Origin of the sequence: Paracidovorax valerianellae, from assembly GCF_900102625.1 — a bacterium.
In the GTDB taxonomy this organism is placed as follows: Bacteria; Pseudomonadota; Gammaproteobacteria; order Burkholderiales; family Burkholderiaceae_C; genus Paracidovorax; species Paracidovorax valerianellae.
On sequence record NZ_FMZC01000010.1, the window covers coordinates 89015 to 114878 of the forward strand.

Genomic DNA, 25864 nt, shown 5'->3' on the forward strand with positions numbered 1-25864 from the left:
GCCGCGGTGCCGCAATGTTGCGGTGTTGCGGTGCGCGCAGCCCCTCTGACCAGGGATGAATTGAAGCGATCAGGCGCCCGGCTCAGGGCCGGCCGGGCGTGTTCACCAAGCCCATCAACCCGCTGCTGTGCTGCGCCGCGTAGTGGCCCAGGCGCACCAGCGTGCGGTGGTTGAGCTCCACCTTCACCGCCGGCCGCGCCACGGCCGACTGGATGCGCGGCTTGCCGGCCGCGGTCTGGTGCAGGCGCGGCTGGGCCAGTTGCTCGCCTTCGCGGTCCAGCAGGCTGGCCACCAGGGGCGAATTCACCTTTTCACTGCGGCGCAGCACCAGCGCCGTCTCACCGTTGTCCAGCCGCACGAAGGTGCCGGGCGGGCACAGGCCCACGGCGCGCACCAGCGCGTAGCTGACCTCGTCGCGCCGGTCCACGTCCTGGCCGACGATGGCGCGCACCGAATCGGTGGCGCTGCGGCCGGCGCGCGATTTGCGCGGGCTGATCATTGCCGCATAGCGGTCGATGGTGCCCAGGATGCGGCTGAGGCGCTCTTCAGCGACCATGCCGGCCAATGGCTGCGCCTCGCCCAGCGGCACATGGTGCTGGCCGACGACGTCCAGCCAGAGCGGGTCCTTGACCTCCAGCTGCTCCAGCAGGGTCATGCTTTTGCCCGGGTGCGATTCGATGGCTTCCTGCTGCGCCGGACTGGGCCGCTCGCGCTGGCCGGCCAGTTCGTCCTGCAGCGCGGTCATGCCGATGTTCATGGTGATGGCGGCGCGCACCAGGCTGTCGCGCTCCAGGGACGGCAATTGCAGCTCTTGCGCCAGGATGTGGCACAGCGTGCCGCACACCAGCGCATGCGAGGCGCTGTAGCCCACGGTGGAGGTCGCGGCCAGCTGGAACATCAGGTACAGCGCCGCGTCGATGTCGTGCGCCACCAGGTCCTGCAGCCAGCGGTCGCACTGGCGCACCTTGGCCGGAAAGTCATGCACCTGCATCGGCCGCGAGAGCAGCACCGACAGTGCCGATTCGAGGTCCGACCACAGCCCGAGCAGGTCTTCGTATTCGCTGTCGGTCGGCTCGCTGCCGGCGGGATGGCTCATGGGCATGGGGCGCGGTCTACTGGCGCTTTTCCAGCACCATCTGGTCGTTGACGCGGCTCATCTGGAACTCGTTGAGAAAGCTGTTGCCCAGCAGCACGAAGGGCATGGGCTGCGGCGTGACGACGGCCTCGATGCCGAACACCTCCACATCGCCCACGCGCACCGAATCGAGCTTCACCCGCCAGCCCTGGGCCGTGCCGTTGGCGGTGCCTAGCAGCACCGGTTGGCCGCTGCGGTAGGCCAGGCCCATGCGGTCGGCCTCGGGCTGGCCGATGGCCACCGTGCTCGCGCCCGTGTCCACCATGTACTGCATGGCGCGGCCGTTGATGGTGCCGCTGTTCACGAAATGCCCGCGGCTGTCGGCGGTGAGCACCACGCGCTTGCCGCTGCCCCCGCGGCTGCCGATGCTGACGGGGGCCTCGCCCAGCATCAGCGTGCGGCGCGCGCCGGCCACCTCCACCACGGCCTCGTCGCGGCCCACCGACACCACCTTCACGCCCTGGTGGCTTTCGCCGGGCCCCACACCGCGCGGCGCGCCGCCGTTGACCACCAGCAGCGCCTTGGTCCCCAGAATGCCGGAGAGCGCCACGGCCTGGGCATGGGCCAGCCAGGGCGCCAGCGCCAAGGCTGCGGCAAGGGGAAGGGCACGCAGGAGCATGGACGACAGCCTTGGTGGGGAAAGGGGCGAAAAACGTGCCGGCTGCCGGATCAGTCGCGGAAGTTATCGAACGACAGCGGAATGTCGGTCACTTCCTTGCGCAGCAGCGCCATGGCGGCCTGCAGATCGTCGCGCTTGGCGCCGGTCACGCGCACTTTTTCTTCCTGGATGGCGGCCTGCACCTTGAGCTTGCTTTCCTTGAGGAGCTTCTGGATCTTCTTGGCCAGCTCGCTCTCGATGCCGTTGCGCACCTTCACGACCTGCTTGACCTTGTCGCCGCCGACCTTCTGCGGCTTTTCCATGTCGAGGAAGCGCACATCCACGTTGCGCTTGGTGAGCTTGTTGCGCAGGATGTCTTCGACCTGCGTGAGCTGGAAGTCGGCGTCGCCGAACAGCGTGATCTCTTTGTCCTTGAGTTCGATGGCGGCGGACGAGCCCTTGAAGTCGAAGCGGGTGCCGATCTCCTTGGCGGTGTTTTCGACCGCGTTCTTCACTTCTACGAGGTTGGCTTCACAAACGGTGTCAAAAGAAGGCATGGCATCACTCTCGGGAACTGGGGGAGAACCCGGCCGCCGGAAGGGGCCGGGTGCGACAATCCGGCTGATGTTAGTCGAGAAAAACGCTCCCCTGCAGCACTGCAATACCTTCGGCATCGTGGCGCGGGCCCACACCCTGGTGCGCGCCCATTCGGCAGAAGACGTTCGCGCCCTGGTGGCCGACCCGCTGCTTGCCGGCCAGCCCGTCTTCGTGCTGGGCGGCGGCAGCAACATCGTCCTCACGGGCGACGTGAAGCCGGTGGTCCTCAAGATGGAGATCAAGGGCCTGCGCCTGGTCGAAGAAACCCCTCAGGCCTTCATCGTGGAAGCGGGCGCCGGCGAGCCGTGGCACGACGCCGTGGCCTGGACCCTGGAGCACGGCTTTCCCGGGCTGGAAAACCTGGCGCTCATCCCCGGCACCGTCGGCGCGGCGCCGGTGCAGAACATCGGCGCCTACGGGGTCGAACTGCAGGACCGCTTCGAATCCCTGGACGCCATCGACCTGGCCACCGGGCAGCCCTTCACCCTGAATGCCGCGCAGTGCGCCTTCGGCTACCGCGACTCCGTCTTCAAGCACCAGGCCCCGGCTGCGCCCGCAGGCGCCGAGGGCGCCGGCCCGCGCGGCATGGGCCTGGCCGGGCGCGCGGCGATCACCCATGTGCGCTTTCGCCTGCCCAAGCCCTGGAAGCCCGAGTTGGGCTACCTCGACCTGGAACGAAAGCGCCTGGAAGCCGGCGTGGCCGAACCCACGGCGCGGCAGATCTTCGACTGGGTGTGCGAAGTTCGGCGCGCCAAGCTGCCCGATCCCGCCGTGGTCGGCAATGCCGGCAGCTTCTTCAAGAACCCCACGGTCACGCCCGACCAGTGCTCGGACATCATCGCCCGCGAGCCGCGCATCGTGCATTACCCCATGCCCGACGGCACCATCAAGCTGGCGGCGGGCTGGCTCATCGATGCGTGCGGCTGGAAGGGCAAGAGCGTGGGCAAGGCCGGCGTGTACGAAAAGCAGGCCCTGGTGCTGGTCAACCGCGGCCGGGGCGCCGACAGCGTGACGGGCGGCGAGGTGATGACGCTGGCCAAGGCGATTCAGACCAGCGTGTACGAGCGCTTCGGCATCCGGCTGGAGCCGGAGCCGGTGGTGGTCTGATCCGGCCGCTCAAGGCGTTTTCATCGCGTCTTCATCGAAGCAAATTCAAGGCGATCGGTTTGCTATTGTTTTAATAGCTGCCACCGAATGATTCACTAGGGTGCAAGGCCGATTTGGCCCTGATTTCCCTGATAACGATACACAGGCACGCAGGCGCACCGCTGCGGGAGCGAGGCCGGGGCCGGCCCGCTTCACCGGCCCGCCCCTCATGCCGCCAGGGTGCCAGCCGGCTGCGCACGGAAGGCGACCTGGAAGCGGTTCCAGCCGTTGATGGCAACGACCGCCAGCGACAGCTCGACGATCTCGGCCTCCGAAAACTGCGCGGCCACCGTGTCGTAGACCGCGTCCGGCACGTCCTGCGTGCCGGCAAGGCGGGTCAGCGCCTCGGCCCAGGCCAGCGCCGCGCGCTCCCGGGCGTCGAACACGCCGGCCTCGCGCCACGCCGCCAGCAGGTGCAGGCGCCGATCGGTCTCGCCATGCTTGCGGGCGACGCCCACGTGCAGGTCGATGCAGAACGCGCAGCCGTTGATCTGCGAGACGCGCATCTTCACCAGTTCCTTGAGCGCGATGGGCAGCGTGCCGGCGCTGAGCTGGTTCTCCAGCGCCATCATGGCTTTGGTGGTGGCGGGGTGGTTCTTCAGCAGGTCGATGCGGGTGTGGGACATGAAACAGCCTTTCGGTGCAGGGGTGGGGTGAGAGAAATAAAGAAAGCCGGTGCGGAAAGCGCCGATGGCGCAAGAGGAAACCCATGGCGCGGCCCGCACCTGCCGTCAGGTGCCGCGCCATCGGTGCGGAAAAATCGAAGCGAAAGGGGCGGGCTCGGGCCGTGTCGGCCTACAGCCCGCGCAGCTTGTCCGGGTTCAGCACGGTGTAGATGCCGTGGATGTGCGTGCCGTCGGTCTGCAGCGCCAGCGCCACGCGCGGGATGCCGCCCTCGCGCAGCACCAGGCCGGGCGTGCCGTTGATCTGCACCTCGTCCGCGGTCAGGTGCCGCAGGTAAAGCCGCCAGACGCCCGCGGCCAGCCGGGCGATGGCCCGCGGTCCGCGCAGCACGCGGGTTGCCGCCGGTACCTTGCCGCCGGCATCGGGCGTCCAGGTGGCGTCCTGGGCGAACAGGGCGAGCAACGCGGCATGGTCCTGCGTGCGCATCGCCTCGACGAAGCGATGCAGCAGCGCCTGCGCCGCAGTCGGCGTGGCGGTGAAGCGCACCTTGTCTTGCCGGACTTGCATACGGGCGCGGTGCACCAATTGGCGGCAGGCGGCCTCGCTGCGGTCGAGCACGGTGGCGATTTCGGCGTAGTCGCTGTCGAACACGTCGTGCAGTAAAAAGGCGGCGCGCTCGTCGGGCGACAGTCGTTCGAGCACCACCAGCAGGGCGATGGACAGGTCAGACGCCAGTTCGGCGCGTGCGTCGGCCGGCGGCGCGGTGGCCTGGCTGTCCACCCACGGCTCGGGCAGCCACGGGCCGCTGTAGGCATCGCGCTCGGTGCGCGCGGCGCGCAGCCGGTCCACGCACAGGCGGGTGGTGGTCGTCACGAGCCAGGCTTCGGCGGTGTGCACGCGCTCCGCGTCGGTGGCCTGCCATCGCAGCCAGGCGTCCTGCAGCACGTCTTGCGCGTCGGCGCGGCTGCCCAGCATGCGGTAGGCCACGCCCATGAGGCGCGGGCGGTGCTGCTCGAAGGTGGCGGTGTGCGCGTCCGGGGCGCTGTGGTGGTCGGCGTTCATACCTTCAAGACGGGCGGCCTGGGGCTTTTGTGACACGCATCCTGCCGACGTATCGAAAAAAAGAAAGCCGCCCGGCCTGATGGCGGGGCGGCTGCTCCTGAATCGATAGCTGCCAGCGCATGTCTATCTAGCGCTGGATGCCTTTTTGATACCGGACTGGCTGGCTCGGCCTTGCTGCCGGGCCTTACTTCTTCTCGCTGTCGTCGCCCAGCTGGGCCAGCGCGGCCTTGCCACCCAGCGACAGCAGGCCCGATTGCGCGTACACGCCCAGCTTGTGGCGCGTGTCGATGATGTCCAGGTTGCGCATGGTCAGCTGGCCGATGCGGTCGGCAGGGCTGAACGGCGCGTCTTCCACCTTTTCCATCGACAGGCGCTCGGGCGCGTAGGTCAGGTTGGGCGATTCGGTGTTCAGCAGCGAGTAGTCGTTGCCGCGGCGCAGTTCCAGCGTCACGGTGCCGGTCACGGCGCGGGCGACCCAGCGCTGGGCGGTTTCGCGCAGCATGATGGCCTGCGGGTCGAACCAGCGACCCTGGTACAGCAGGCGACCCAGCTTGAGGCCGTTCATGCGGTACTGCTCGATGGTGTCTTCGTTGTGGATGCCGGTCACCAGGCGCTCGTAGGCGATGTGCAGCAGCGCGAGGCCGGGGGCTTCGTAGATGCCGCGGCTCTTGGCTTCGATGATGCGGTTTTCGATCTGGTCGCTCATCCCCAGGCCATGGCGGCCGCCGATGCGGTTGGCTTCCATGATGAGCGCGACCGGGTCGTTGAACTCGACGCCGTTCAGCGCCACGGGCTGGCCTTCTTCGAAACGCACCGAGACTTCTTCCGACTTGACTGCTACGTCGTCCTTCCAGAACGCCACGCCCATGATCGGGTTCACGATGCGGATGCCGCTGGAGAGAAATTCCAGGTCCTTGGCCTCGTGCGTGGCGCCCAGCATGTTGCTGTCGGTGCTGTAGGCCTTCTCGGCGCTCATCTTGTAACCGAAGCCTTCCTTCGTCATGAAGGCCGACATTTCGGCGCGGCCGCCCAGCTCGTCGATGAACAGCTGGTCCAGCCAGGGCTTGTAGATCTTGAGCGAAGGGTTGGTCAGCAGGCCGTAGCGGTAAAAGCGCTCGATGTCGTTGCCCTTGAAGGTCGAACCATCGCCCCAGATGTGGACGTCGTCTTCCTTCATGGCGGCCACGAGCATCGTGCCGGTGACGGCGCGGCCCAGGGGCGTGGTGTTGAAGTAGGTGATGCCGGCCGTGCTGATGTGGAAGGCACCGGCCTGCAGCGCGGCGATGCCTTCATGGGCGAGCTGCGTGCGGCAGTCGATCAGGCGGGCCTGCTCGGCGCCGTATTCCATCGCCTTGGCGGGAATGGCGTCGTAGTCCGGCTCGTCGGGCTGGCCCAGGTTGGCGGTGTAGGCATAGGGCACGGCGCCCTTGTTCTTCATCCAGCGCAGCGCGGCGCTGGTGTCGAGTCCGCCGGAGAAGGCGATGCCGACCTTCTGGCCGGTGGGGAGTTTCTGGAGGATGGTGGCCATGTCAGGGCTTTCCGGTTCAGCCGAAATGGCAGATGTAGTGATAGGCGCTGGCCACGCGGATCTCGAACTTCGAGTTGCCGGGCACGCTGAATTTCTCGCCCACGCCGGACTTCACCCAGGCGTCGGTGCCGTCGAGCTTGTATTCGCAATCGCCGCCCACGCATTCCATGATTTCAGGCGCGCCGGTGTTGAAGGTCAGCGTGGCCGGAAGGACGACGCCCACCGATTTCTTCGTGCCGTCCGGGAACGTGATGTTGTGGCTCACGCATTTGCCGTCGAAATACACGTTGGCTTGGGTGGTGACGGTCACGCCGTCGATGGTTTCGGTGGTCATGGATGCGCAGTCAAGGAAGAGATGGGAGGAAAACCGAAGATTCTAGGGTGAACGCTGCGGGTTCCCCACGCGGGAGCCGCGCTGCAGCGGCGCGGTCCGCGGCAAAGCCCAGAAAACCAAGAAAAAGGGAGCCCGAAGGCTCCCTGCTGTGGGTAGACCGACTGGCCAGCCGTCAGGCCGTGCCGTTCAGCGCCAGTACGGATCGCGAGGGCGGGGCGGGTAGTAGGGGCGGCCGTAGCTGTCGTGGTACTCGATGACGGTCGTCGAGGGCGGCGTCACGTAGGCGGGTGGGCCAGGGTAGGTGGAGACGACCACGCCCGGCTGGGCATATCCGCCCGAGTAGGCCGGGGCGGGCGGTGCGCTGGCGATGGGCTGCACGCTGACCGGAATCCATGCGCCGGGATCGTGCTGCGTGCGCGTCGTGTACTGGCGGCCCGCGTATTCATAAAGCACGTTGTAGCCCATGGTGCGGTTCTCGTAGTAGGTCTGCGTCGAGCAGCGCTGCACGTTCTGGTATTCGGGCCGGGTGCCTTCGATGTTGTTGCCCAGAACGGCCCCGCCAATCAGCCCGATCGCCGTGGCGGCGGCACGGCCACCGCCTTTGCCCACCGCGTTGCCGGCAGCGCCGCCGGCGATGGCGCCCAGCAGGGCTCCGGCGCCGCTGGGGCGTGATTCGCCGTAGATGGTTTCGTTACCGCACACCTGCTGGGGAATGGCCACCTGCTCAGTGATGGGGGTGGCGGAGAGGACTCGGCCCTGTTCCTGGGCGCTGGCGCCGGCTGCAACGGCAGCCAGAGCGGTCAACAAGATGATTTTCTTCATGGAGAAACTCCTTTCGGTCGGTCTACAACGCATCAGGCTGATAAAAAGTTTAGGGGCGCGATGTCAAGCCCAATATCCGGCGCCGTAAATCTCGGTAAAGATTTGTGCCGGCTCAGGGCTTGGAGCGCCGCTTTGCGGCTTCGTTCCAATCGGCTTCGTTGAATCCGACGGTGATGCTTGCGTCCGCCCATTCCACCACCGGGCGCTTGATGACGCTGGGCTGCGCCAGCATGACCTGTGCCGCGCTGGCGGCGTCGTGCACCGTCGCCTGAGTCTCTGCATCCAGCTTGCGCCAGGTGGTGCCCTGGCGGTTGAGCAGCTTTTCCCATCCCACCGCATCGGCCCACCGGGGCAATTGCTCGGCCGGCACGCCTTGCTTCTTGAAGTCGTGGAACTGGTACTCGATTCCCTGTCCGGTGAGCCATGCGCGGGCTTTCTTGACCGTGTCGCAGTTGGGAATGCCGTAGAGCACGGCGGTGGCAGACGCTGTCAGGGCAGGGCTAGGGGCACGGGTGGGGGTACTCATGGCGCCGATCATCGTGCAACCCGCGCTCGGCGACAATCCGGCCCCGTATGCACACCAATTTCGACACCCTGGAAGGCTGGCTCGGCCATTGCGAGCGCCTGCACCCGAAGAACATCGACATGGGCCTGGACCGCGTGCGCACCGTGGCCCAGCGCATGGGCTTGCGGTTCGACTGCCCGGTCATCACCGTGGCCGGTACCAACGGCAAGGGTTCCACCTGCGCCATGCTCGAAGCGGTGGCGCTGCAGTCGGGCTACCGCACGGGGGTGTACACCTCGCCGCACCTGGTGCATTTCGAAGAACGGTGCCGCATCCACGGCGAGATCGTCGATGCTTCGGATTTGATAGCGCACTTTGCAGCAGTGGAAAGCGCCAGGGTGCAAAACGGCGAAGAGGTTTCGCTGTCGTATTTCGAGTTCACCACGCTGGCCATCCTGCGGCTCATGAGTCTGTCGCGGCTGGATGTGGCCATCCTCGAAGTGGGCCTGGGCGGCCGGCTGGACGCCACCAACGTGATCGATACCGATTGCGCCGTCATCACGAGCATCGACATCGACCACACGGAATTCCTCGGCCCCGACCGCGAATCCATCGGCCGCGAGAAGGCCGGCATCATGCGCACGGGCCGCCCGGTCGTGGTGAGCGACCCCATGGCGCCGCAGAGCGTGCTCGACCATGCGCTGGAGATCGGCGCCGATCTGTGGCGCTTCGGGCATGACTTCAATTTTTCGGGCGACAAGCAACAGTGGAGCTGGGCAGGGCGGGGCCGCCGCTATGCCGGCATGGCCTATCCGTCCTTGCGGGGTGCCAACCAGCTCGTCAATGCCTCCGGCGCCCTGGCCGCGTTCGAGGCAGTGCGCGATCGCCTTCCGGTGACTGCTCAGGCCGTGCGCAACGGGCTGGCGATGGTGGAGTTGCCGGGCCGGTTCCAGATCGTGCCAGGCCAGCCGACGCTGGTGCTGGACGTGGCGCACAACCCCCACTCGGTGGCGGCGCTGACGGCCAATCTCGATGCCATGGGGTTCTTTCCGACCACGCATGCGGTGCTCGGAGCCATGGCGGACAAGGATCTGGGACCGATGCTCGCCAAGATCGGCCCGCTGGTGGACCGCTGGTATTTCACCGACCTGCCCACGGCCCGCGCGGAGACTGCCGCCGGCTTGCAGCAGAAATGGAACGCCTTGCAGATCGTGGCCGGCGGGCGCCGTACCGTGCCCACCAGCCTGCACGCCGACCCGCAGCAAGCGCTGCAGGCGGCCGTGGATGCGGCGGAGCCGGCTGATAGAATCGTGGTCTTTGGCTCGTTCTACACGGTGGGCGGCGTTCTGATCAACGGAACACCACGCCTGCAGGCCAAGCATCTGGGCGCATAAGGTCCGCACGATTCTGCACTCCATGGCATTTTTCAAGTTTCGGTGGCCCGGCAGCAAGGAGCAACCCGATAAACCCGCGGGTAAGCGCTCGCGCAATGCCCAGGCCGAGAGCATCGAGGCCATGCGCCGTCGTGCACGGCATCGGTTGATCGGCGCGGCCGTTCTGGTGTTGCTCGGGGTGGTGGGTTTCCCCATCCTGTTCGATACGCAGCCGCGCCCCATTCCGGTCGATATCCCCATCGACATTCCCGATCGCAACAAGGTCGCCCCGCTGGTGGTGCCCGAATCCGCTGCGCCTGCGCGTCCCGCGGCGTCCGCCACGGCCATGGCGTCGTCCGGTGGCCTGGCCGAAGGTGAAGAGGTCGTGCCTTCGAGCCGCGCTACCCCGAAGCCACCTGCTCCTGCCCCAGTCGCCAGTGCCGTGCCTTCGGTGACGCCCAAGCCCGAAGTGAGGGCGGAGCCCAAGCCGGCGCCCCGGCCAGAGCCGAAGCCGGTGCATGAGACCAAGCCTGAACCCAAACCGGAGCCCAAGCCCGAGGTGAAGCCCCAGCGTTCCGAGGACGCAGCCCGCGCCCGAGCCTTGCTAGAAGGGCGCGAGGCAGGTGCGGCGCCCGCTGCGTCGGCATCCAAGGCTGAAGAGGGCCGGTTGATCGTGCAGGTGGGTGCCTTTGCCGATGCCGACAAGGCGCGCGAAGTGCGCCAGTCGCTGGAGCGTGCAGGTCTCAAAACCTATACCCAGGTGGTGGATACCAAGGATGGCAAGCGCACCCGTGTGCGGGTGGGACCGTATGCGTCCCGCGCCGATGCGGACAAGGCGGCTGCGCGCGTGAAGGGCCTGGGCCTGTCGGCTTCGGTCCTCGCGATATAGCGCTGCCCAGGGTTCGCGTCGCGCATGGCCTCGCTGGACTGGATCTTTTTGGCGGTCTTGCTGGGCTCGTTGGTATTGGGAGCGTGGCGTGGCTTGATTTACGAAGTGTTGTCGCTGGCCGGATGGGTCCTGGCATTTTTCGTGGCCCAGTGGTGGGCTGAGGATATTGGTCGATGGCTGCCGATTTCCGATTCGGCCGAGTCAATCCGGCATGCAGCAGGATTTGCCCTGGCATTCATCGGCACGTTGTTCGCCTGTGGTTTTCTGGCCTGGCTGGCCAAGAAGCTGATCGAGGCCGTGGGGCTGAGGCCGGTGGACCGCACGCTGGGCGCCGCATTCGGCGCGCTGCGCGGCATGGTGCTGCTGCTGGCGGCGTCGTTGGTGGTTCTCTGGACCCCATTGCATGAGGGGCTGTGGTGGAAAGATTCACAGGCCGCCCCCATATTGACTGGAATGCTGGAAGTGTTGAAGCCGGCTTTGCCGCCAGCGTTGGGAAGGCATCTGCCTTCATGACATGGACGTGGCGCCACTGTTTTTTGGGCGCTGCGTAGATTTTTTACTGCGGGATCGCCCGCCTTTGGATGGAACGCGAATATGTGTGGAATCGTCGGCGTGGTCAGCACGGCTCCTGTCAATCAACTGGTGTATGACGCGCTGCTTCTCTTGCAGCACCGTGGCCAGGATGCGGCGGGCATCGTCACCCAGCAGGGGCGCAAGTTCTTCATGCACAAGGCCAAGGGCATGGTGCGCGACGTGTTTCGCACGCGCAACATGCGTGCGCTGCCGGGCACGGTCGGCCTGGGGCAGGTGCGCTATCCCACGGCAGGCAACGCCTACAGCGAGGAAGAGGCCCAGCCGTTCTATGTGAACGCTCCATTCGGCCTGGTGCTGGTGCACAACGGCAACCTCACGAACGCGCAAACGCTGCGCGCGGAATTGTTTTCCACCGACCACCGCCACACCAACACCGATAGCGACTCTGAAGTTCTGCTCAACGTGTTCGCGCATGAATTGGAGCGTGCCACCCGCGGCGTGCCGCTGCAGACGGAAGACGTGTTTGCGGCCGTGCGGGCCGTGCACCGGCGGGTGAAGGGCTCTTATGCCGTGATCGCGCTGATCGCCGGCCACGGGCTGGTCGCCTTCCGCGATCCCCATGGCATCCGCCCGCTGTGCATGGGACGCAGCCCCGAAGGCACGGTCATGGTGGGCAGCGAGTCGGTGGCCCTGGAAGGCACCAACCATGTCTTCGAGCGCGACATTCAGCCGGGCGAAGCCGTGTTCATCACGAATGACGGCACGGTGCATGCGCAGCAGTGCGCAGATTCGCCGCAGCTCAACCCCTGCATCTTTGAATTCGTCTATCTGGCGCGTCCGGATTCGGTGCTCGACGGCATTTCGGTGTACCAAGCCCGCCTGAACCTGGGCGAGGCGTTGGCCAAGCGGGTGATCTCCACCGTGCCACCCAACGAGATCGACGTGATCATTCCGATTCCCGAATCCAGCCGTCCGAGCGCCACGCAGTTGGCGCACCTGCTGGGCATTCCGTACCGCGAAGGCTTCGTGAAGAACCGCTACGTGGGTCGCACCTTCATCATGCCGGGGCAGGGCGTGCGCAAGAAGTCCGTTCGGCAAAAGCTCAACGTGATTGCCAGCGAGTTCAAAGGCCGCAACGTACTGCTGGTGGACGATTCCATCGTGCGCGGCACGACCTCGCGCGAGATCGTCCAGATGGCGCGCGATGCAGGCGCCCGCAAGGTCTATCTGGCCAGTGCCGCTCCACCCGTGCGCTATCCCAACGTGTACGGCATCGACATGCCCACCAGCAGCGAACTCGTGGCGCATGGTCGCACGGTCGAAGAGGTGCGCGAGTCCATCGGCTGCGATGCGCTCATCTACCAAGACGTCAATGGCATGAAGAAAGCGATCGGCTCGCTGAACGGACGCATCGAAGGCTTCGATGCGTCGTGCTTCGACGGCGTGTACGTGACCGGGGACATCACCGCCCAAGACATCGCGCGGCTGAATGAGGGGCGTGTCGGCGTGGAAGAGCAGCAAGAGGAAGACACCTCGCGCCTGGCATTGCCCAACGCCCAGGACGCTTGAACGCACTGGATCGCCATTCCATGAACTCCCCCTTGAACCAAAGAACCCTTCCCGAGGGCTTGCACCCCGACACGCTCGCGGTCCGTGAGGCCATTCCCCGCAGCGTATACGGCGAGCATTCCGAAGCGCTGTATCTCAGCAGCAGCTTCGTGCAGCCCGATGCCGCAACGGCGGCCCGTCGCTTTGCCGGTGAGGAAGACGGATACACCTATACCCGCACCGCGAACCCCACGGTGACGAGTTTCGAGCGCCGGCTGGCTGCGCTCGAAGGCACGGAGTCCGCCATTGGCACGGCCACCGGCATGTCTGCCATCTTGCTGATGTGCCTGGCCTTGCTGAAGACCGGCGACCATGTGATCTGCTCTCGCTCGATGTTCGGCTCGACCATCAAGCTCATCGGCGGAGAACTGTCGCGTTTCGGTGTGCAGGCCACCTTCGTTCCACAGACCGATGCCGCTGCTTGGAAGGCTGCGCTGCGGCCCGAGACGCGGCTGATGTTCGCCGAGACCCCGACCAATCCGCTGACCGATCTGTGCGATATCCGTGCGCTGGCCGACATCGCCCATGAGGCAGGCGTGCTGCTGGCAGTGGACAACTGCTTTGCCTCGCCGGCGCTGCAGCAGCCAGCGAAATGGGGCGCCGATCTGGTCCTTCATTCGGGAACCAAGTTCCTCGACGGGCAGGGCCGCGTGATGGCTGGTGCCGTGTGCGGACCTCGATCGCTCATCGAGGAAAAGCTCGCGCCCATGATCCGCAGCGCGGGCATGAATCTCTCGCCGTTCAATGCGTGGGTGGTGCTCAAAGGGTTGGAAACGTTGTCTATCCGCATGAAGGCCCAGAGCGCCAATGCCCTGCAATTGGCCACTTGGCTGGAGTCGCATCCCAACGTGGCGCGCGTCTACTACCCCGGGTTGGCGTCGCACCCTCAGCACGAACTGGCAATGCGCCAGCAGTCCGGATTGGGTGGCGCGGTGGTGTCGTTCGACGTCAAGGTGAAGACCGGCGACCCGGCATCGGCACGTGCCCAGGCGTTTCACGTGCTGGACAGCACGCGGGTGTGCAGCATCACCGCAAATCTGGGCGACACGAAAACCACCGTGACCCACCCTGCCAGCACGTCGCACGGCCGTCTGACCGAGGAGCAGCGACAAGCGGCGGGCTTGGGCCAGGGCTTGATTCGCGTCGCCGTGGGACTGGAACACATCGAAGACTTGAAGGCCGACCTCGCGCGCGGTCTGGATACCCTGTAATGAACGAAGCCAACCCTACACAGCGCGTTCGCACGCGTTTCGCACCGTCACCCACGGGTTTCATCCACCTGGGCAATATCCGTTCCGCGCTGTACCCCTGGGCATTTGCCCGCGCGACAGGCGGTGACTTCATCCTTCGCATCGAAGACACCGATGTGGAGCGATCCAGCCAAGCCGCTGTGGACGTGATTCTCGAAGGCATGCAGTGGCTCGGCATGGAGCCTGATGAAGGCCCGTTCTATCAAATGCAGCGCATGGACCGGTACAAGGAAGTGCTGGCCCAACTGCAGGCCGCCGGCCACGTGTATCCGTGCTACATGAGCGTCGAGGCACTGGACGCGCTGCGTGAGCGGCAGATGCAGGCCAAGGAAAAGCCCCGGTACGACGGTACCTGGCGCCCCGAGCCGGGCAAGACCTTGCCACCAGTGCCCGAAGGTGTGAAGCCGGTTCTGCGCTTTCGCAATCCGCTGGGCGGCGCGGTCGTTTGGGAAGACAAGGTCAAGGGCCGCATCGAGATCAGCAACGACGAACTCGACGATCTGGTGATCGCTCGGCCCGATGGCACGCCCACGTACAATTTCTGCGTGGTGGTGGACGACATCGACATGGCCATCACCCACGTGATCCGCGGCGACGACCACGTCAACAACACCCCTCGCCAGATCAACATCTTCGAGGCACTCGGCAAGAAGCCCCCGGTGTATGCCCATCTGCCGACCGTGCTCAACGAGCAAGGCGAGAAGATGAGCAAGCGCAACGGTGCGAAGCCCGTTACGCAGTACCGCGACGAGGGTTATCTGGCCGAAGCCATGGTGAACTATCTGGCCCGCCTGGGCTGGAGCCATGGTGACGATGAGATCTTCAGCCGCGAGCAGTTTCTGCAGTGGTTCAATCTCGACCATCTGGGGCGCAGTGCAGCCCAGTTCGATGAAGCCAAGCTGCGGTGGGTGAATGCCCAGCATTTGAAAGCCATGGCGGACGACGCGCTGGCTGTACTGGTGGCCCCGCACCTGGAACGCCGGGGCGTCTTGGCTGCCGACTTGGCGGATGGCCGTCTGCCCCGCATCTGCGCGCTGTTCAAGGACCGCTGCGACACCCTGGTTGCGCTCGCTGATTGGGCTTTCGTTTTCTACGGCAATGTGGTGCCCAATCCCGAGGAATATGCCAAGCATGTGACGGACGGAATCTGGCCTGCCATTGCTGCGCTGTCGCAAGCATTGGCTATCTGCGCGTGGGACAAGGCTTCCATCGCTGCTGCCTTCAAGGAAGTGCTCACCGCTCACTCGCTCAAGATGCCGCAATTGGCGATGCCGGTGCGTGTGTTGACGGTAGGAACCGCCCATACGCCTTCGGTTGATGCGGTGCTCGAACTGGTAGGCCGTGAAAAAATCGCAGCGAGATTGCTGAAGCCGTAAAAACCTGTCTATAATTCAAGGCTCAGGAAATGATGACAGTCACAGTGTGAATGTGGTCATTCAGTGGGGGTATAGCTCAGCTGGGAGAGCGCTTGCATGGCATGCAAGAGGTCATCGGTTCGATCCCGTTTACCTCCACCACTGAGAGCAGAGAACGGTTAGTTCCCAGGTTTTGACCCTATCGTCTAGAGGCCTAGGACATCACCCTTTCACGGTGAGTACCGGGGTTCGAATCCCCGTAGGGTCGCCAAGTTTGTAGCACTTGGCTTGTGTGTATAACGCAAGCAAACGCTGCCTGCCAGGAGTGGTAGTTCAGTTGGTTAGAATACCGGCCTGTCACGCCGGGGGTCGCGGGTTCGAGTCCCGTCCACTCCGCCAGTCAATACCCTTGCAGGTCTTTGATGTGCAAGGGTTTTTCTTTGGCGTTAGCCAAAGAAGTGGGGGGTATAGCTCAGCTGGGAGAGCGCTTGCATGGCATGCAAGAGGTCATCGGTTCGATCCCGTTTACCTCCACCACTGAGAGCAAAAAAACGGCAAGTCCCAAGGTTTGACCCTATCGTCTAGAGGCCTAGGACATCACCCTTTCACGGTGAGTACCGGGGTTCGAATCCCCGTAGGGTCGCCAAGTTTGTTGCACTTGGCTTGTGTGTATAACGCAAGCAAACGCCGCCTACCAGGAGTGGTAGTTCAGTTGGTTAGAATACCGGCCTGTCACGCCGGGGGTCGCGGGTTCGAGTCCCGTCCACTCCGCCATATCGAAGCCTTCGCAAGTTTTTCTTGCGGAGGCTTTTTGTTTTGGGCCTTCGTACGGCTCAGGCATGTCGTTTGCCACCTTGACCCAGCAGAAGCGCGACTGATTTCCTAGAAATCATCGCGCATCACTCAACGACCTTAAGCTGCACCAAGGAGCAAACCATGGCATCGCAATCTCCTCCGTCCCCCAATTTGGCTGATCGTGACGATGGCCTGTCTTTTTCGCGGTCTGCCGCGGGTGAAGAAGATCCCGGCGCTTCACTCGATATAGGCCACCCGTTGCCTGGAAGTTCCGATCAACCTGCCGGCAACCAGGGGGTAACGGGCGCTATGCCACTATTGGCTCCCGGCGATGAAGCAGCGCCCGGGACACCGGGAACCGGCGAAAACATCTGCCCAGCGTGCGGCGGCACGGGACGACGTGAGGGCCTGCCTTGCAAGGAATGCGAAGGGACGGGCCGAGTCACCGTCGGCATTGGCGGGGCTTGACGCCACCGTAGAGCAGCGGGCAGCTCTCATCTTCTGCTTACACCTCATTCTTGTTGTGGGGAGGTGTGAGCTTGTCCTGCGCAGGCTCGTCAGCCAGCCCTCCCTCCGTTCTAGCCTTGGTCAAGCCCACTCAACCGATCTCGAAGCCTTCCGCCTGCAAGTCCCAAAGCTTTGCATACACGCCGCGCTGTTCACGCAGTTGCACATGGGTGCCGTCTTCGACCACGCGGCCACCGACGATCACGACGATGCGATCAAACGAAGCCACCGTCGACAACCGATGCGCGACGGCGATCACCGTTCGGCCGTGCATCAATCGAATCAGCGCCGCCTGGATTTCACTTTCGGACTGGCTGTCCAGCGCCGAGGTGGCCTCGTCCAGCAGCAGGATGGGCGCGTCCTTGAGAAGTGCGCGCGCTATGCCGATGCGTTGGCGCTGCCCACCGGATAGCCGAATGCCGTGCTCGCCCACCAGTGTGTCGCAGCCCTGCGGCAGGTCTGCGATGAAGGTGTCGCAATGCGCTTCATGCGCTGCGGCCTTAACCTCATCATCGGTGGCGTCCGGGCGACCGTAGCGTAGATTTTCCATGACCGAGCGGTGCAGCAGGCCGATGTCCTGAGGCACTACGGCGATGGCTTGCCGCAAGCTCTCCAGGCGCACTTCGGTGATGGGTTGACCGTCGATGACCACCCGCCCAAACCCTGGATCGGCAATGCGGCTGATCAACCGGATCAGCGTGGACTTGCCTGCGCCTGACGGCCCCACGATGCCCACCCGCTGGCCCGCAGGAATGCGCAGCGACAGGTGGCTGAAGACGGGCGCGCTGTGGGGGTACGAAAAGCTCACGTCATGCAGGCAGATTTCTCCAGGGCCTGGAACAAAGTCGCGCGCTTGCGGGCCGTCGGCCACGGCGTGGGGAATGGCCACTACTTTCAGCATCTCTGCAATCACGGCGGACTGTTGCGATGCATCGACCAAAGACAGTGCGAGTTCCCGCGAGCCATGCAGGATTCTGAAGGTGAGAGCACTGATCACGACCACGTCGCCGGCCATGGTGTGCCCCGCGCGCCATGCCTCCACGGCCCAGATCAGCATGCTGCCCGCCATGAGCCACAGGCACAGGTCGTGGAGCGTGCGCACTTTTTCCAGATAGAGCCAGCTTCGCCGTTGTGCTTTTGCCTCCAGCCCGAATGCCTCGCGAAGGCGCTCGTATTCGCGGTGCCTCGCTGAAAACGACTGCACCGTCCAGATGTTGGACACCACGTCCACCAGTTCGCCCCCAACCTTCGCGGCCTGTTCGGCAAACTGCTGCTGCAACGGCCGAGCGCGGGCGCCGAACCCTCCAATGACCGCCGCCATGACCGCCACGAACAGGATCAGCGTGACCGCCATGCGCCAATCGATGGTGACCAGCACTATCACCGCTCCAATGAAGTCCACGCAGGGCGGAAGGATCTTCCAGATCATCGTGCCGAGAATGGCGCCCGTAGCGCCAGCGGTCGCGGTGACGCGATTGCCCAGCGAGCCCGCCATGTGCTCTGAAAAGTAGTCCAGCGAATGCCCGGACAAATGCCTGAACAGGTCGAGCCTGACATCCACGCCAGTGGAGACCACGGCGCGGCAGCCCAGCCAGCCACTCAGACGCCAGAAGGCACTTTCCGCAGCGATGAGTGCAATGAACAGGCCTAGCCATTGCCAGATGAGGCGGCTGCTTCGGTCGTTGCCGGCCATGGTGTCCACGATCAGCTTCATGCCGTACTGAACACCCACCGAGCAGGCTGCCGCCAGCACGATGAGAACCAGCAATGTGGTGAAAAGCCCAGGCCGCTTGCGGATGTAGCCCCACAGGAACGCTGCAGGCTCCGATGGAACAGTCGGCGGGGACGGTTGCGCGGCCTCAGGCAACTGCAGACGCCGGGGCGGTGCCGTCGAACCGGCCGGTAGCAGTGCGGGCTGCGCTTCGCTGGCGCGCGGGTGCCGTAGGGGCGCCGTTTTGCTCCGCCAGCGGCGATTGCTCTGCGGTCTGGCGGTCTCGCACCGATTCGATGAGGTCGATCATGCGTGCCACGGTGTGGTCCCACGAAATGCCGGCCAGCACCTGCTCCCGAAGTGCCTTGTGATGCAGCGCATCCTGGGCGTTGCGGGCCAGAGCGCGCTCGCAAGCACGCGCGAATTCGTCGTGAGACGCCGCGATCGCCACCACGCCCTGGTCGCCATACGGGGTGACCACGTCTCGGATGGGCGTGCTGACCACAGGTTTGCCGGCGGCCAGATACTCCAGTGTTTTCGTGGGGCTGATGTAGCGGGTCGATTCGTTCAACGCGAACGGCAGAAGGCACACGTCCCAACCGGCGATCAGGTCCGGCAATTCTTCATAGCTGCGCTGGCCGAGCCAATACAGATTGGGCCGCTGAGGCAGGGTGGTCGGATCGATCTTGACCACCGGGCCCACCATCACGACCTGCCACTCGCCATGCGCGTCGGCCAGCGATGCGATCAGGTCGAGGTCCACACGTTCGTCGATCACTCCGAAGTAGCCGAGCCGTGGGCGCGGGATGGCTGCCTGCGCGGGATGGTCCTGCACACCACTGTCGATGGCCCGCGAATAGTGGTCCGCATCCACGCTGCTGGGAAAGCAATGCACTTGGTCATGCCGAAGCCTCTTGGCTTCATAGAGACTTTGACCGCCCGTGAAAACGAGATCTGCAAATTTGAACAGCATGTTTTCGCGTTGCAGCAGTTGTCGTGGTGCATTGCGAAAGGCCGAAAGCTCGTCCATGCAGTCGTAGATCACTGCGCAAGGTTCCAGATCGGCGGCCAAGGGTGTGGCCATCGGCGTGTAAAACCACAGCAGGTAGTCATCGATTCCGCGGCTGTCTAAGTAGCCGGCGATCAGCGATCGCAGATGGGGAATGTGCTCATCATGGAATCCGGGCGCATTGCCTGGCAGGTGAGGGCGCAGCACCTCCACCCCTCGGCAGGGGTGCAATCTTTCCAGCGTAGCGTGGTTCGCCGACGTTATTGGCTCTTCCACGAACACGACCTGAAACCGGTCTGCCAGCCGGGACAGCAGCTGCTGCGGGCGCTGATACACGAAATCCCAACGCAGGTGAGAGAAAACGATCAGAGTAGTCATGGCGTGTCCTTGGGATGGTGGGTGGAGGGTGAAAGGCGAAGGCAGCGCGTGCGTGAGGCGTGACAGGTGCAAGGGGCGTTCTGCCTCGGCGTCCAGATAGCTACCAAAGCTTTCGATGGCTCCGTCGGCGGCCGGTGTCACCCCTGCCGCTACGTCGTCCACCGAAGAGGGCGCTCCATTCAAGACCCGTTGCCAATGGAGCAGCCGGTCTGCCAGAGGGGCGTGCAACACGCGCGAGAAGACATGGCGGCTATCGGCGATGGTTTCGCCTTCGTCCCTTTCCGCATTCGATGGCGGTAAAGGGCGGGCGTGCACGTCCCACAATCCGCTGCGGTGCCAGCGGTCCGGTTCTTCCCAGTCGGTGCGATCGACGAGCGGATACAGGCAAATCCCCTCCAGCGGCGTGCCCCGCTCGCGGCAGCGCAAAGCGGCCTGCGCAATGTCATCGAGCCACGGGCCGCGGCCATCGCCGACGTGGCCGGTTTCCGCGATGAACAGAGGGCGCTGGTAGCGCTGCCACACGTCATCCAGCAGATCGGCCAGGTCCCTGCGGCGAGGGTCGTTCAAGTGCCAATACAGCCGCGCATCGCCAGGATGCTCCCATTGGTTGCTGTGGTAGTAGTTGAGTCCCAGCACGTCCAGATAGCGCGGGGCACCGCCCAGCCCGGGCTCCAGGCGGCCGCACAGCATGTCCCAGGCCTGGTACTGCTCCATGCCCAACGCCAGTGCCTCGCCGCGCCAGCGTTCCGCCGTCGTCTCATCGGGTGCGTTCGCGGCAGGCACCACGTGAATCAACGGGTCCGTATGGACGATGCGGGCACCGGGGTCGGTCGCCCATAACGCGTCGCAGCCGAGCAGCGCTGCCTGTACCAGCCGGCATTTGAGGTCATAGCCCCGCGCACTGTCGCCACCTTGGTAAGGGTGCATCAGGGAGGTCGTGCCAGCAGCCCAACTCAGAAACGAAATTTCATTGATCGGCTGATATACCGTCGGGACCTCTGACAGGCCGGACAGCACGCGCGCCACACGGTCGCAGAAATCGGCAAAACGTACGGCAAACGTGTCAGAGAAGAAATCGATCCCTTCAGGCAGGCCGTAGTGGTGGATCGTCCAGATGACTTGCAGCCCAGCGTCGGCGGCCATGCCAGCCATTCGGCGCAGTTGCTGCAGCGGCGGGTCCTTCTCCAGGCTGCCTGTGCTTTCGGTGATGCGCCATCCGATGCTTTCGCGGATGGTCCGGATGCCAAAGCGGGCAACCCTTTCGTAGTCCTCTCGCAGCATGTCGCGGTGTCCGTTGCTGCCTTGCAGGTCCAGGCGCTGGCCCCGGCTGTTGACATGGTCCGCGCCTTCGAAGCCACCCATCCAGAACGATCGGAACAGGCGATCCCCCGGACGGGCGGAAGGCGGCAACAAACCTTGAGGAGACGAAGAGGTGCTGGAATTCACGGTGCTTGCGGGGTGGACACACTTTCCGGAGTTGGGCCGTGCGCATGACAGCAAGCGGGCAATGCGCGTGCCCACTGTGCGGACCGCAGGTCTGCGCACGCGATGGGCGGGCGAACCACAACGCCAGCAGCGCTGCGATGGGGCTTTTGCGCCTCAGGTACGTCATTTGCCCCGCTCTTTCATTAGCCGCCTGGCTTCGATCAGCGAGCGGTGCACGCTCCACGAACTTCATCTGCCCATCAAAAAGTTTTGCCCTTTCATTCAATGAATCCGTCCGCCGAAACGCCGTTCATTTTTATCGGGGCCTCCGCCGGAGGCGTCTATGCCATGCTCGATCTCGTGACGGCGCTGCCGGCTGGATTTCCAGCACCTATTTTTTTCGTGCAGCACATCGGCTCCATGCGCAGCCATCTGCCCGACCTGCTCAACACGCGCGGCCCCAACCGCGCTCTCACGGCCCGGGACGGAGATGTGCCGCAGCCCGGCACGATCTATATCGCTCCCTCGGACCACCACATGCTCCTCGAAGGGGGTGTGGTGCGCCTCAGCCGGGGACCCAAGGAACACCATGCCCGTCCAGCCATCGATCCTCTTTTCCGGTCCGCTGCGCTCGACTGCGGAGCCCGTGCGGTCGGCGTGGTCCTCACCGGAATGCTCGACGATGGTACCGCCGGCCTGCGTGCCATCAAAGACTGCGGCGGCATTGCCGTGGTGCAAGACCCTGAAGATGCCTACGAGCCCAGCATGCCAAGAAGTGCGCTCGCTTGCGTGGAGGTGGACCATGTGGTGCCGCTGGGCGGCCTCGGCGCGCTGTTGTGCCAGTTGGCGCAACCCCGTGCTCGCCGGCTGCCCGTGCTGCCGCCAATGTCGTGGCGCCGCGAGCACGCATTGGGAGCGGGAGACCACAACGTGGAAAACTTGATGGCGATTGCCGACCCTTCCACATTCACCTGCCCCGATTGCGGAGGGGTGCTGTTCGAATTGAAGGACAAACGCCCGGTGCGCTATCGCTGCCACACGGGCCACGCCTTCAGCCTGCGAAGTCTCGCGCACACCCAGGAGCAGACCACCGATGCCGCGTTGTGGGCCGCACTGCGCACGCTGCAGGAGAAGGAATCCATCCTTCGCCATCTCGCCGATCTTCACCAGGGATCGGACGCGCAGACGACCGCGCAGGCACTGCGCGAGGCCGACGAACTCGCCATTGCCTGCTCCGCGCTGCGCAGGCTCACCGAGAAATCGCCGAGCCCTGAAAGCTTTGGCGCTCCCTGAGCCGGCAACGCGCGGCCAGGGACGCCGCCGCACTCAGGAATCGATGGCGGATCAGGCCACCGCGATACCGCTTTCCTGCGCAATGCGCGTGAAAAGCGCGAGGCTCTGGCCCACGACCTGGTCCATGTTGTAGTAGCGGTAGGTTCCCAGCCGGCCGGTGAACGTGACATCGGGTGTGCGCTCCGCCAATTGCTCATAGCGGCGATAAAGCTCCGCGTTCTCAGGGGCAGGCACGGGGTAGTAGGGGTCGCCCACGTCCGTCGGAAACTCCCGCGTGATGCTGGTGCGGGGATGCGACTGACCCGTCAGGTGCTTGTATTCGGTGATGCGGGTGAACGGTACATCCGGCGCCGGGTAGTTCACCACGGCCACTTCCTGGTACCAGGGTTGATCGAGCGTGCTGTGCTCGAAGCGCAGCGAGCGGTAAGGCAGCTTGCCATAGCAGTAGCCGAAGTATTCGTCCACCGGCCCGCAGTAGATCAGGTGCCTGTGGGGGGCCGTGTCGCGCACGTCCAGGTAGTCGGTCCCTGGCATGAAGTCGATGTTGGGATGGTCGATCATGCGTTCGAACATGCGGGTATAGCCCTCCAGCGGCATGCACTGGAATTTGTCCTGGAAGTAGCGGTCGTCCGCGTCCGTGCGCGTCGGCACGCGCGACGTCACGGCCTTGTCCAGTTGCGATGCGTCGATGCCCCATTGCTTGCGCGTATAGCCCTCGAAAAACTTGCGGTAAAGCTCTTCGCCCACCGCGCTCACCACGACGTCGCGCGAACTGCGGATCGTGGCCATTGGCGTGGCGCGCTCGGCGAGAAATGCCGCCGCGCCTGCCGAATCGAGATTCAGCCCGTACAGCCGGTTGATGGTGGTCAGATTGATCGGAATCGGCACGAGCTGTTCGTCCACCTTGGCCAGCACGCGGTGTTCGTAGGGTCGCCATGCCGTGAACTGAGACAGGTAATCCATGACCCGCTGCGAGTTGGTATGAAAGATGTGCGGACCGTAACGGTGGATCAGAACGCCCGCATCGTCCAGGCAGTCATAGGCATTGCCGCCGATGTGGTCCCGGCGGTCGACGATGAGGACGCGGCGGTCCAACTGGCTGGCCAGCCGTTCCGCGAGCACGCAGCCTGCAAAGCCTCCACCGACGATGAGATAGTCATACCGGCTGCGGGTGTCCGAGGGGGAAAGAGGCATGGGGTTTCCTTGGGATGGGATCGGAGAGAAGGGATGGCTTCCCATGGCAACCCGCATGCCTCGGCAGCGGGCCGCCACGCGGGAATGCGTCCCCTCAGGAATCCCGTTTGCCGCCGCGGCGGACGACACCCCACGGAGCGCCGCATGATCACTGTCCATCACCTCAACTGCATCTCTGCCTGTCCACTGGGCGGGCGGCTCATGGACGGGCGCAGCCCTTCTGCGCTGCAGCGCGGCTGCCTGTGCTGCCACTGCCTGCTGCTGGAAACGGACCATGGGTTGATCCTCCTGGACACAGGCTATGGCCTGCGGGATGTGAAAGATCCCCGCAGCCGGTTGAGCGGCATGTTCCTGCGCCTCATGGCTCCGGACTTCCGCGAAGAGATGACCGCGGTCCGGCAGATCGAACGGCTCGGTTTCAGGGCGACGGACGTTCGGCACATCGTGCTGACCCACCTAGACTTCGACCATGCGGGGGGACTGGACGACTTTCCGGAAGCCTCGATCCACATGCTGCAGATCGAGCGCGACGCCGCGCTGAGCCAGCGCACCTGGCTGGACCGGCAGCGGTTTCGCCCCCAGCAGTGGTCCAGTCGCGCGCGCTGGCAGGTCTACGGTGATGGCCTGGGCGAGCCCTGGTTCGGCTTTGACTGCGTGCGGCAGCTTCGTGGTTTGCCACCGGACATCCTGCTCGTCCCGCTGACCGGGCACACGCTGGGGCACGCGGGGATCGCGGTGCGAACCGCGCAGGGCTGGAAAATGCTCGCCGGCGACGCCTATTTCTACCACCGCGAGATGGACGCCGAGAACCCCTGGTGCACGCCAGGATTGCGCTTGTACCAGACGGTCATGCAGAAGGACCGAAAGGCACGTCTCGCCAACCAGCAGCGCCTTCGCACGCTCAAAAGCCACTTCGGCAAGGACATCGAAATCTTCAGCGCGCACGATCCTGTCGAGTTCGAGCGTGTTGCTGGCCGTCCCGCTGGCGATCCTGCGCCGGCGCACCATCGCATGCCGTCGGCCGGCGCCCAGCCTGCGCTGTGAACGCCGTTACCGTGCGCCATGGGCGCGTTCTACGTTTCGCTCCCTGGACGTTTCAAGGGGTCGCGGTGCGACACGGCCACCGTCTTCTCTGCTCAACCGCAGCACAGAAAGTGCTCCAGCCGTGCGGCCTCCACCACCCGGTCGGGTTGCGATAGAGCCAACGCCAAAGGAACACGGTGGTCGAGCGCGGCGTTGGGCTGTATCAACCATTCCGCGCAATCCCAGCCATCCATCCATGGACAAAGCTCGGCGGCGATGCGCCGGGGGCCGTCGCGCACCGCCATCCCGGCCGGATCGAACTGAAATCCCGGCAGCCACCAAGCGCCCTGGTAGCGAAAGCAGACCACGCTGTTGTAGTCGATTTCCCGCTGCAACCACTCGGGAATGCGGTCGCAGCTGTGGTGGGTGCCGCCCGCAGAGGCCAAGGCCTCTGCGGTTGCCAGGCCCCCGCTGGGCCAGAAGGCAAAGCGCAGCCGCTCGAACGCTGCATCCTGCGAATCCGGGGGCTGGCGGTCGAGCGGCATTTCCTGTGCCCTCGATGCAAACACTGGTGCTCCCTGACCACTGCGTGGGGGCCGGCGCCCGCCATCGAGATCGGCGTGAAGCGCATGACCCGCCAATCGGTCAGAGCCATGCCTTGGCGGAGCGATTGAATCAGGCAGTAGATGGGAGTGCACACGTTGAAACGGCATGGGTCGCTCGGCTGAAAGTGGACGCCGTGCCGCAGCAATTCGGGTGCCGGTGCAATGCTTCTGGTGCGTTGGAAAGCCTGGCATGGCAGTTGCCTCTGTCATTGCAAGTCCCTTCCCACTTTCTTGAGAAAAGCATGTCTCTTGCCTTCCTTCGACAACTGGCAGCACAACCGCTGCCGCTCAACATCAGCGATCGCGACGGTATCGAAAACGTTCAGCGTCTGCGGGCCGCCGGCTTGATCGCCGCCTTGGTGCTGCGGCTCCCCCATCCAGACGGGACGAGGGGCCGAACCATCGCCCGGGTGCTCGCCATCACAGGTGAAGGGCGCCGGGTACTGCGCAGCCTTTTCACGCCGGTTACCACCCGCGAACCCGTGTGGCGTCCGATCGACTTGGCCGTGTGTCCAACGCGTCCTGCGCATTCCGCAGCGCGGCAGCTTTGACCGCAGGTTTTAC

General features: G+C 64.7%; 23 protein-coding genes and 6 tRNA genes. 16 read left to right on the forward strand and 13 right to left on the reverse strand.

What is annotated here, in order from left to right; genetic code table 11:
• Positions 1 to 82 precede the first annotated feature (82 nt).
• Genes BLT03_RS15590 through BLT03_RS15600 form a run of 3 tightly spaced genes read right to left on the reverse strand, consistent with a single transcriptional unit; the run spans position 83 to position 2290 of the window.
• The gene (locus BLT03_RS15590; protein ID WP_092744687.1) at positions 83 to 1096 is read right to left on the reverse strand and encodes an HD-GYP domain-containing protein; all 1014 of its coding nucleotides are present in this window, start codon (positions 1094 to 1096) and stop codon (positions 83 to 85) included.
• A 16-nt stretch (positions 1097 to 1112) separates the two neighbouring features.
• Positions 1113 to 1754: a retropepsin-like aspartic protease family protein gene (locus BLT03_RS15595; RefSeq protein ID WP_092744688.1), complete on the reverse strand. Its 642-nt coding sequence runs from the start codon at positions 1752 to 1754 to the stop codon at positions 1113 to 1115.
• Positions 1755 to 1804: 50 nt separating this feature from the next.
• Positions 1805 to 2290 carry a YajQ family cyclic di-GMP-binding protein gene (locus BLT03_RS15600; RefSeq protein WP_092744689.1) on the reverse strand — a complete coding sequence of 162 codons (486 nt, stop codon included), beginning with the start codon at positions 2288 to 2290 and terminating at the stop codon, positions 1805 to 1807.
• 67 nt (positions 2291 to 2357) lie between these two features.
• On the opposite strand from BLT03_RS15600, the gene murB reads away from it, so the two are divergent.
• Positions 2358 to 3437, forward strand: coding sequence for a UDP-N-acetylmuramate dehydrogenase (gene murB, locus BLT03_RS15605; RefSeq protein ID WP_092744690.1), 1080 nt, complete (start codon positions 2358 to 2360; stop codon positions 3435 to 3437).
• A gap of 206 nt (positions 3438 to 3643) precedes the next feature.
• Here murB and BLT03_RS15610 read toward each other — a convergent pair whose 3' ends face one another.
• From BLT03_RS15610 to BLT03_RS15635, 6 genes are all read right to left on the reverse strand, one after another.
• Positions 3644 to 4102 carry a carboxymuconolactone decarboxylase family protein gene (locus tag BLT03_RS15610; RefSeq protein ID WP_092744691.1) on the reverse strand — a complete coding sequence of 153 codons (459 nt, stop codon included), beginning with the start codon at positions 4100 to 4102 and terminating at the stop codon, positions 3644 to 3646.
• Between the two features lie 169 nt (positions 4103 to 4271).
• Positions 4272 to 5162 carry an RNA polymerase sigma factor SigJ gene (gene sigJ, locus BLT03_RS15615; protein WP_092744692.1) on the reverse strand — a complete coding sequence of 297 codons (891 nt, stop codon included), beginning with the start codon at positions 5160 to 5162 and terminating at the stop codon, positions 4272 to 4274.
• 184 nt (positions 5163 to 5346) lie between these two features.
• Complete coding sequence (gene argG / locus BLT03_RS15620) at positions 5347 to 6690, reverse strand: argininosuccinate synthase (protein ID WP_092744693.1); 1344 nt, start codon at positions 6688 to 6690, stop codon at positions 5347 to 5349.
• Positions 6691 to 6706: 16 nt separating this feature from the next.
• Positions 6707 to 7024: a pyrimidine/purine nucleoside phosphorylase gene (gene ppnP, locus BLT03_RS15625; RefSeq protein ID WP_092744694.1), complete on the reverse strand. Its 318-nt coding sequence runs from the start codon at positions 7022 to 7024 to the stop codon at positions 6707 to 6709.
• 186 nt (positions 7025 to 7210) lie between these two features.
• Positions 7211 to 7846 (reverse strand): glycine zipper 2TM domain-containing protein, encoded by a 636-nt coding sequence (locus BLT03_RS15630; protein ID WP_092744695.1) that lies wholly within the window; start codon positions 7844 to 7846, stop codon positions 7211 to 7213.
• Positions 7847 to 7958: 112 nt separating this feature from the next.
• A complete protein-coding gene (locus tag BLT03_RS15635) occupies positions 7959 to 8372 on the reverse strand; it encodes an ArsC family reductase (protein ID WP_092744780.1) in 414 nt (137 codons plus the stop codon).
• Positions 8373 to 8419: 47 nt separating this feature from the next.
• Between BLT03_RS15635 and folC the strand changes: the two genes are divergently transcribed.
• From folC to BLT03_RS15695, 12 genes are all read left to right on the forward strand, one after another.
• Complete coding sequence (folC, locus tag BLT03_RS15640; protein ID WP_092744696.1) at positions 8420 to 9745, forward strand: bifunctional tetrahydrofolate synthase/dihydrofolate synthase; 1326 nt, start codon at positions 8420 to 8422, stop codon at positions 9743 to 9745.
• A gap of 22 nt (positions 9746 to 9767) precedes the next feature.
• Positions 9768 to 10613 carry an SPOR domain-containing protein gene (locus BLT03_RS15645; protein WP_092744697.1) on the forward strand — a complete coding sequence of 282 codons (846 nt, stop codon included), beginning with the start codon at positions 9768 to 9770 and terminating at the stop codon, positions 10611 to 10613.
• Between the two features lie 24 nt (positions 10614 to 10637).
• Entirely contained in the window at positions 10638 to 11126 is a 489-nt protein-coding gene (locus BLT03_RS15650) for a CvpA family protein (RefSeq protein ID WP_092744698.1), read from the forward strand.
• An 81-nt stretch (positions 11127 to 11207) separates the two neighbouring features.
• Positions 11208 to 12716 (forward strand): amidophosphoribosyltransferase, encoded by a 1509-nt coding sequence (purF, locus tag BLT03_RS15655; protein WP_092744699.1) that lies wholly within the window; start codon positions 11208 to 11210, stop codon positions 12714 to 12716.
• A gap of 20 nt (positions 12717 to 12736) precedes the next feature.
• Positions 12737 to 13966, forward strand: coding sequence for an O-succinylhomoserine sulfhydrylase (locus tag BLT03_RS15660; protein WP_245711417.1), 1230 nt, complete (start codon positions 12737 to 12739; stop codon positions 13964 to 13966).
• Entirely contained in the window at positions 13966 to 15381 is a 1416-nt protein-coding gene (gene gltX, locus BLT03_RS15665; protein WP_092744701.1) for a glutamate--tRNA ligase, read from the forward strand. The genes BLT03_RS15660 and gltX overlap by 1 nt, the downstream gene beginning before the upstream one ends.
• Positions 15382 to 15446: 65 nt before the next feature.
• Positions 15447 to 15522, forward strand: a tRNA-Ala gene (locus tag BLT03_RS15670).
• A gap of 33 nt (positions 15523 to 15555) precedes the next feature.
• Positions 15556 to 15631 (forward strand) — tRNA-Glu (locus BLT03_RS15675).
• A gap of 51 nt (positions 15632 to 15682) precedes the next feature.
• Positions 15683 to 15759, forward strand: a tRNA-Asp gene (locus BLT03_RS15680).
• A 62-nt stretch (positions 15760 to 15821) separates the two neighbouring features.
• A tRNA-Ala gene (locus BLT03_RS15685) sits at positions 15822 to 15897 on the forward strand.
• Between the two features lie 33 nt (positions 15898 to 15930).
• Positions 15931 to 16006: transfer RNA gene (locus BLT03_RS15690), tRNA-Glu, on the forward strand.
• A 51-nt stretch (positions 16007 to 16057) separates the two neighbouring features.
• Positions 16058 to 16134 (forward strand) — tRNA-Asp (locus BLT03_RS15695).
• 619 nt (positions 16135 to 16753) lie between these two features.
• Here BLT03_RS15695 and BLT03_RS15700 read toward each other — a convergent pair.
• On the reverse strand, positions 16754 to 18430 hold the full coding sequence (locus BLT03_RS15700) for an ABC transporter ATP-binding protein (RefSeq protein ID WP_245711418.1): 1677 nt from the start codon (positions 18428 to 18430) through the stop codon (positions 16754 to 16756).
• Between the two features lie 91 nt (positions 18431 to 18521).
• Positions 18522 to 21206 (reverse strand): glycosyltransferase, encoded by a 2685-nt coding sequence (locus BLT03_RS15705; protein WP_245711419.1) that lies wholly within the window; start codon positions 21204 to 21206, stop codon positions 18522 to 18524.
• 264 nt (positions 21207 to 21470) lie between these two features.
• On the opposite strand from BLT03_RS15705, the gene BLT03_RS15710 reads away from it, so the two are divergent.
• Positions 21471 to 22478 carry a chemotaxis protein CheB gene (locus BLT03_RS15710; protein ID WP_092744704.1) on the forward strand — a complete coding sequence of 336 codons (1008 nt, stop codon included), beginning with the start codon at positions 21471 to 21473 and terminating at the stop codon, positions 22476 to 22478.
• 51 nt (positions 22479 to 22529) lie between these two features.
• Here the strand turns inward: BLT03_RS15710 and glf are convergent, their stop codons facing one another.
• On the reverse strand, positions 22530 to 23672 hold the full coding sequence (gene glf / locus BLT03_RS15715) for a UDP-galactopyranose mutase (RefSeq protein ID WP_092744705.1): 1143 nt from the start codon (positions 23670 to 23672) through the stop codon (positions 22530 to 22532).
• Between the two features lie 147 nt (positions 23673 to 23819).
• Between glf and BLT03_RS15720 the strand changes: the two genes are divergently transcribed.
• Positions 23820 to 24716 carry an MBL fold metallo-hydrolase gene (locus BLT03_RS15720; protein ID WP_175537779.1) on the forward strand — a complete coding sequence of 299 codons (897 nt, stop codon included), beginning with the start codon at positions 23820 to 23822 and terminating at the stop codon, positions 24714 to 24716.
• 92 nt (positions 24717 to 24808) lie between these two features.
• On the opposite strand, the gene BLT03_RS15725 is transcribed toward BLT03_RS15720, so the two are convergent.
• A complete protein-coding gene (locus tag BLT03_RS15725; protein ID WP_092744707.1) occupies positions 24809 to 25240 on the reverse strand; it encodes a hypothetical protein in 432 nt (143 codons plus the stop codon).
• Between the two features lie 302 nt (positions 25241 to 25542).
• Between BLT03_RS15725 and BLT03_RS23985 the strand changes: the two genes are divergently transcribed.
• Entirely contained in the window at positions 25543 to 25851 is a 309-nt protein-coding gene (locus BLT03_RS23985) for a hypothetical protein (RefSeq protein ID WP_139160411.1), read from the forward strand.
• Positions 25852 to 25864: the final 13 nt, after the last annotated feature.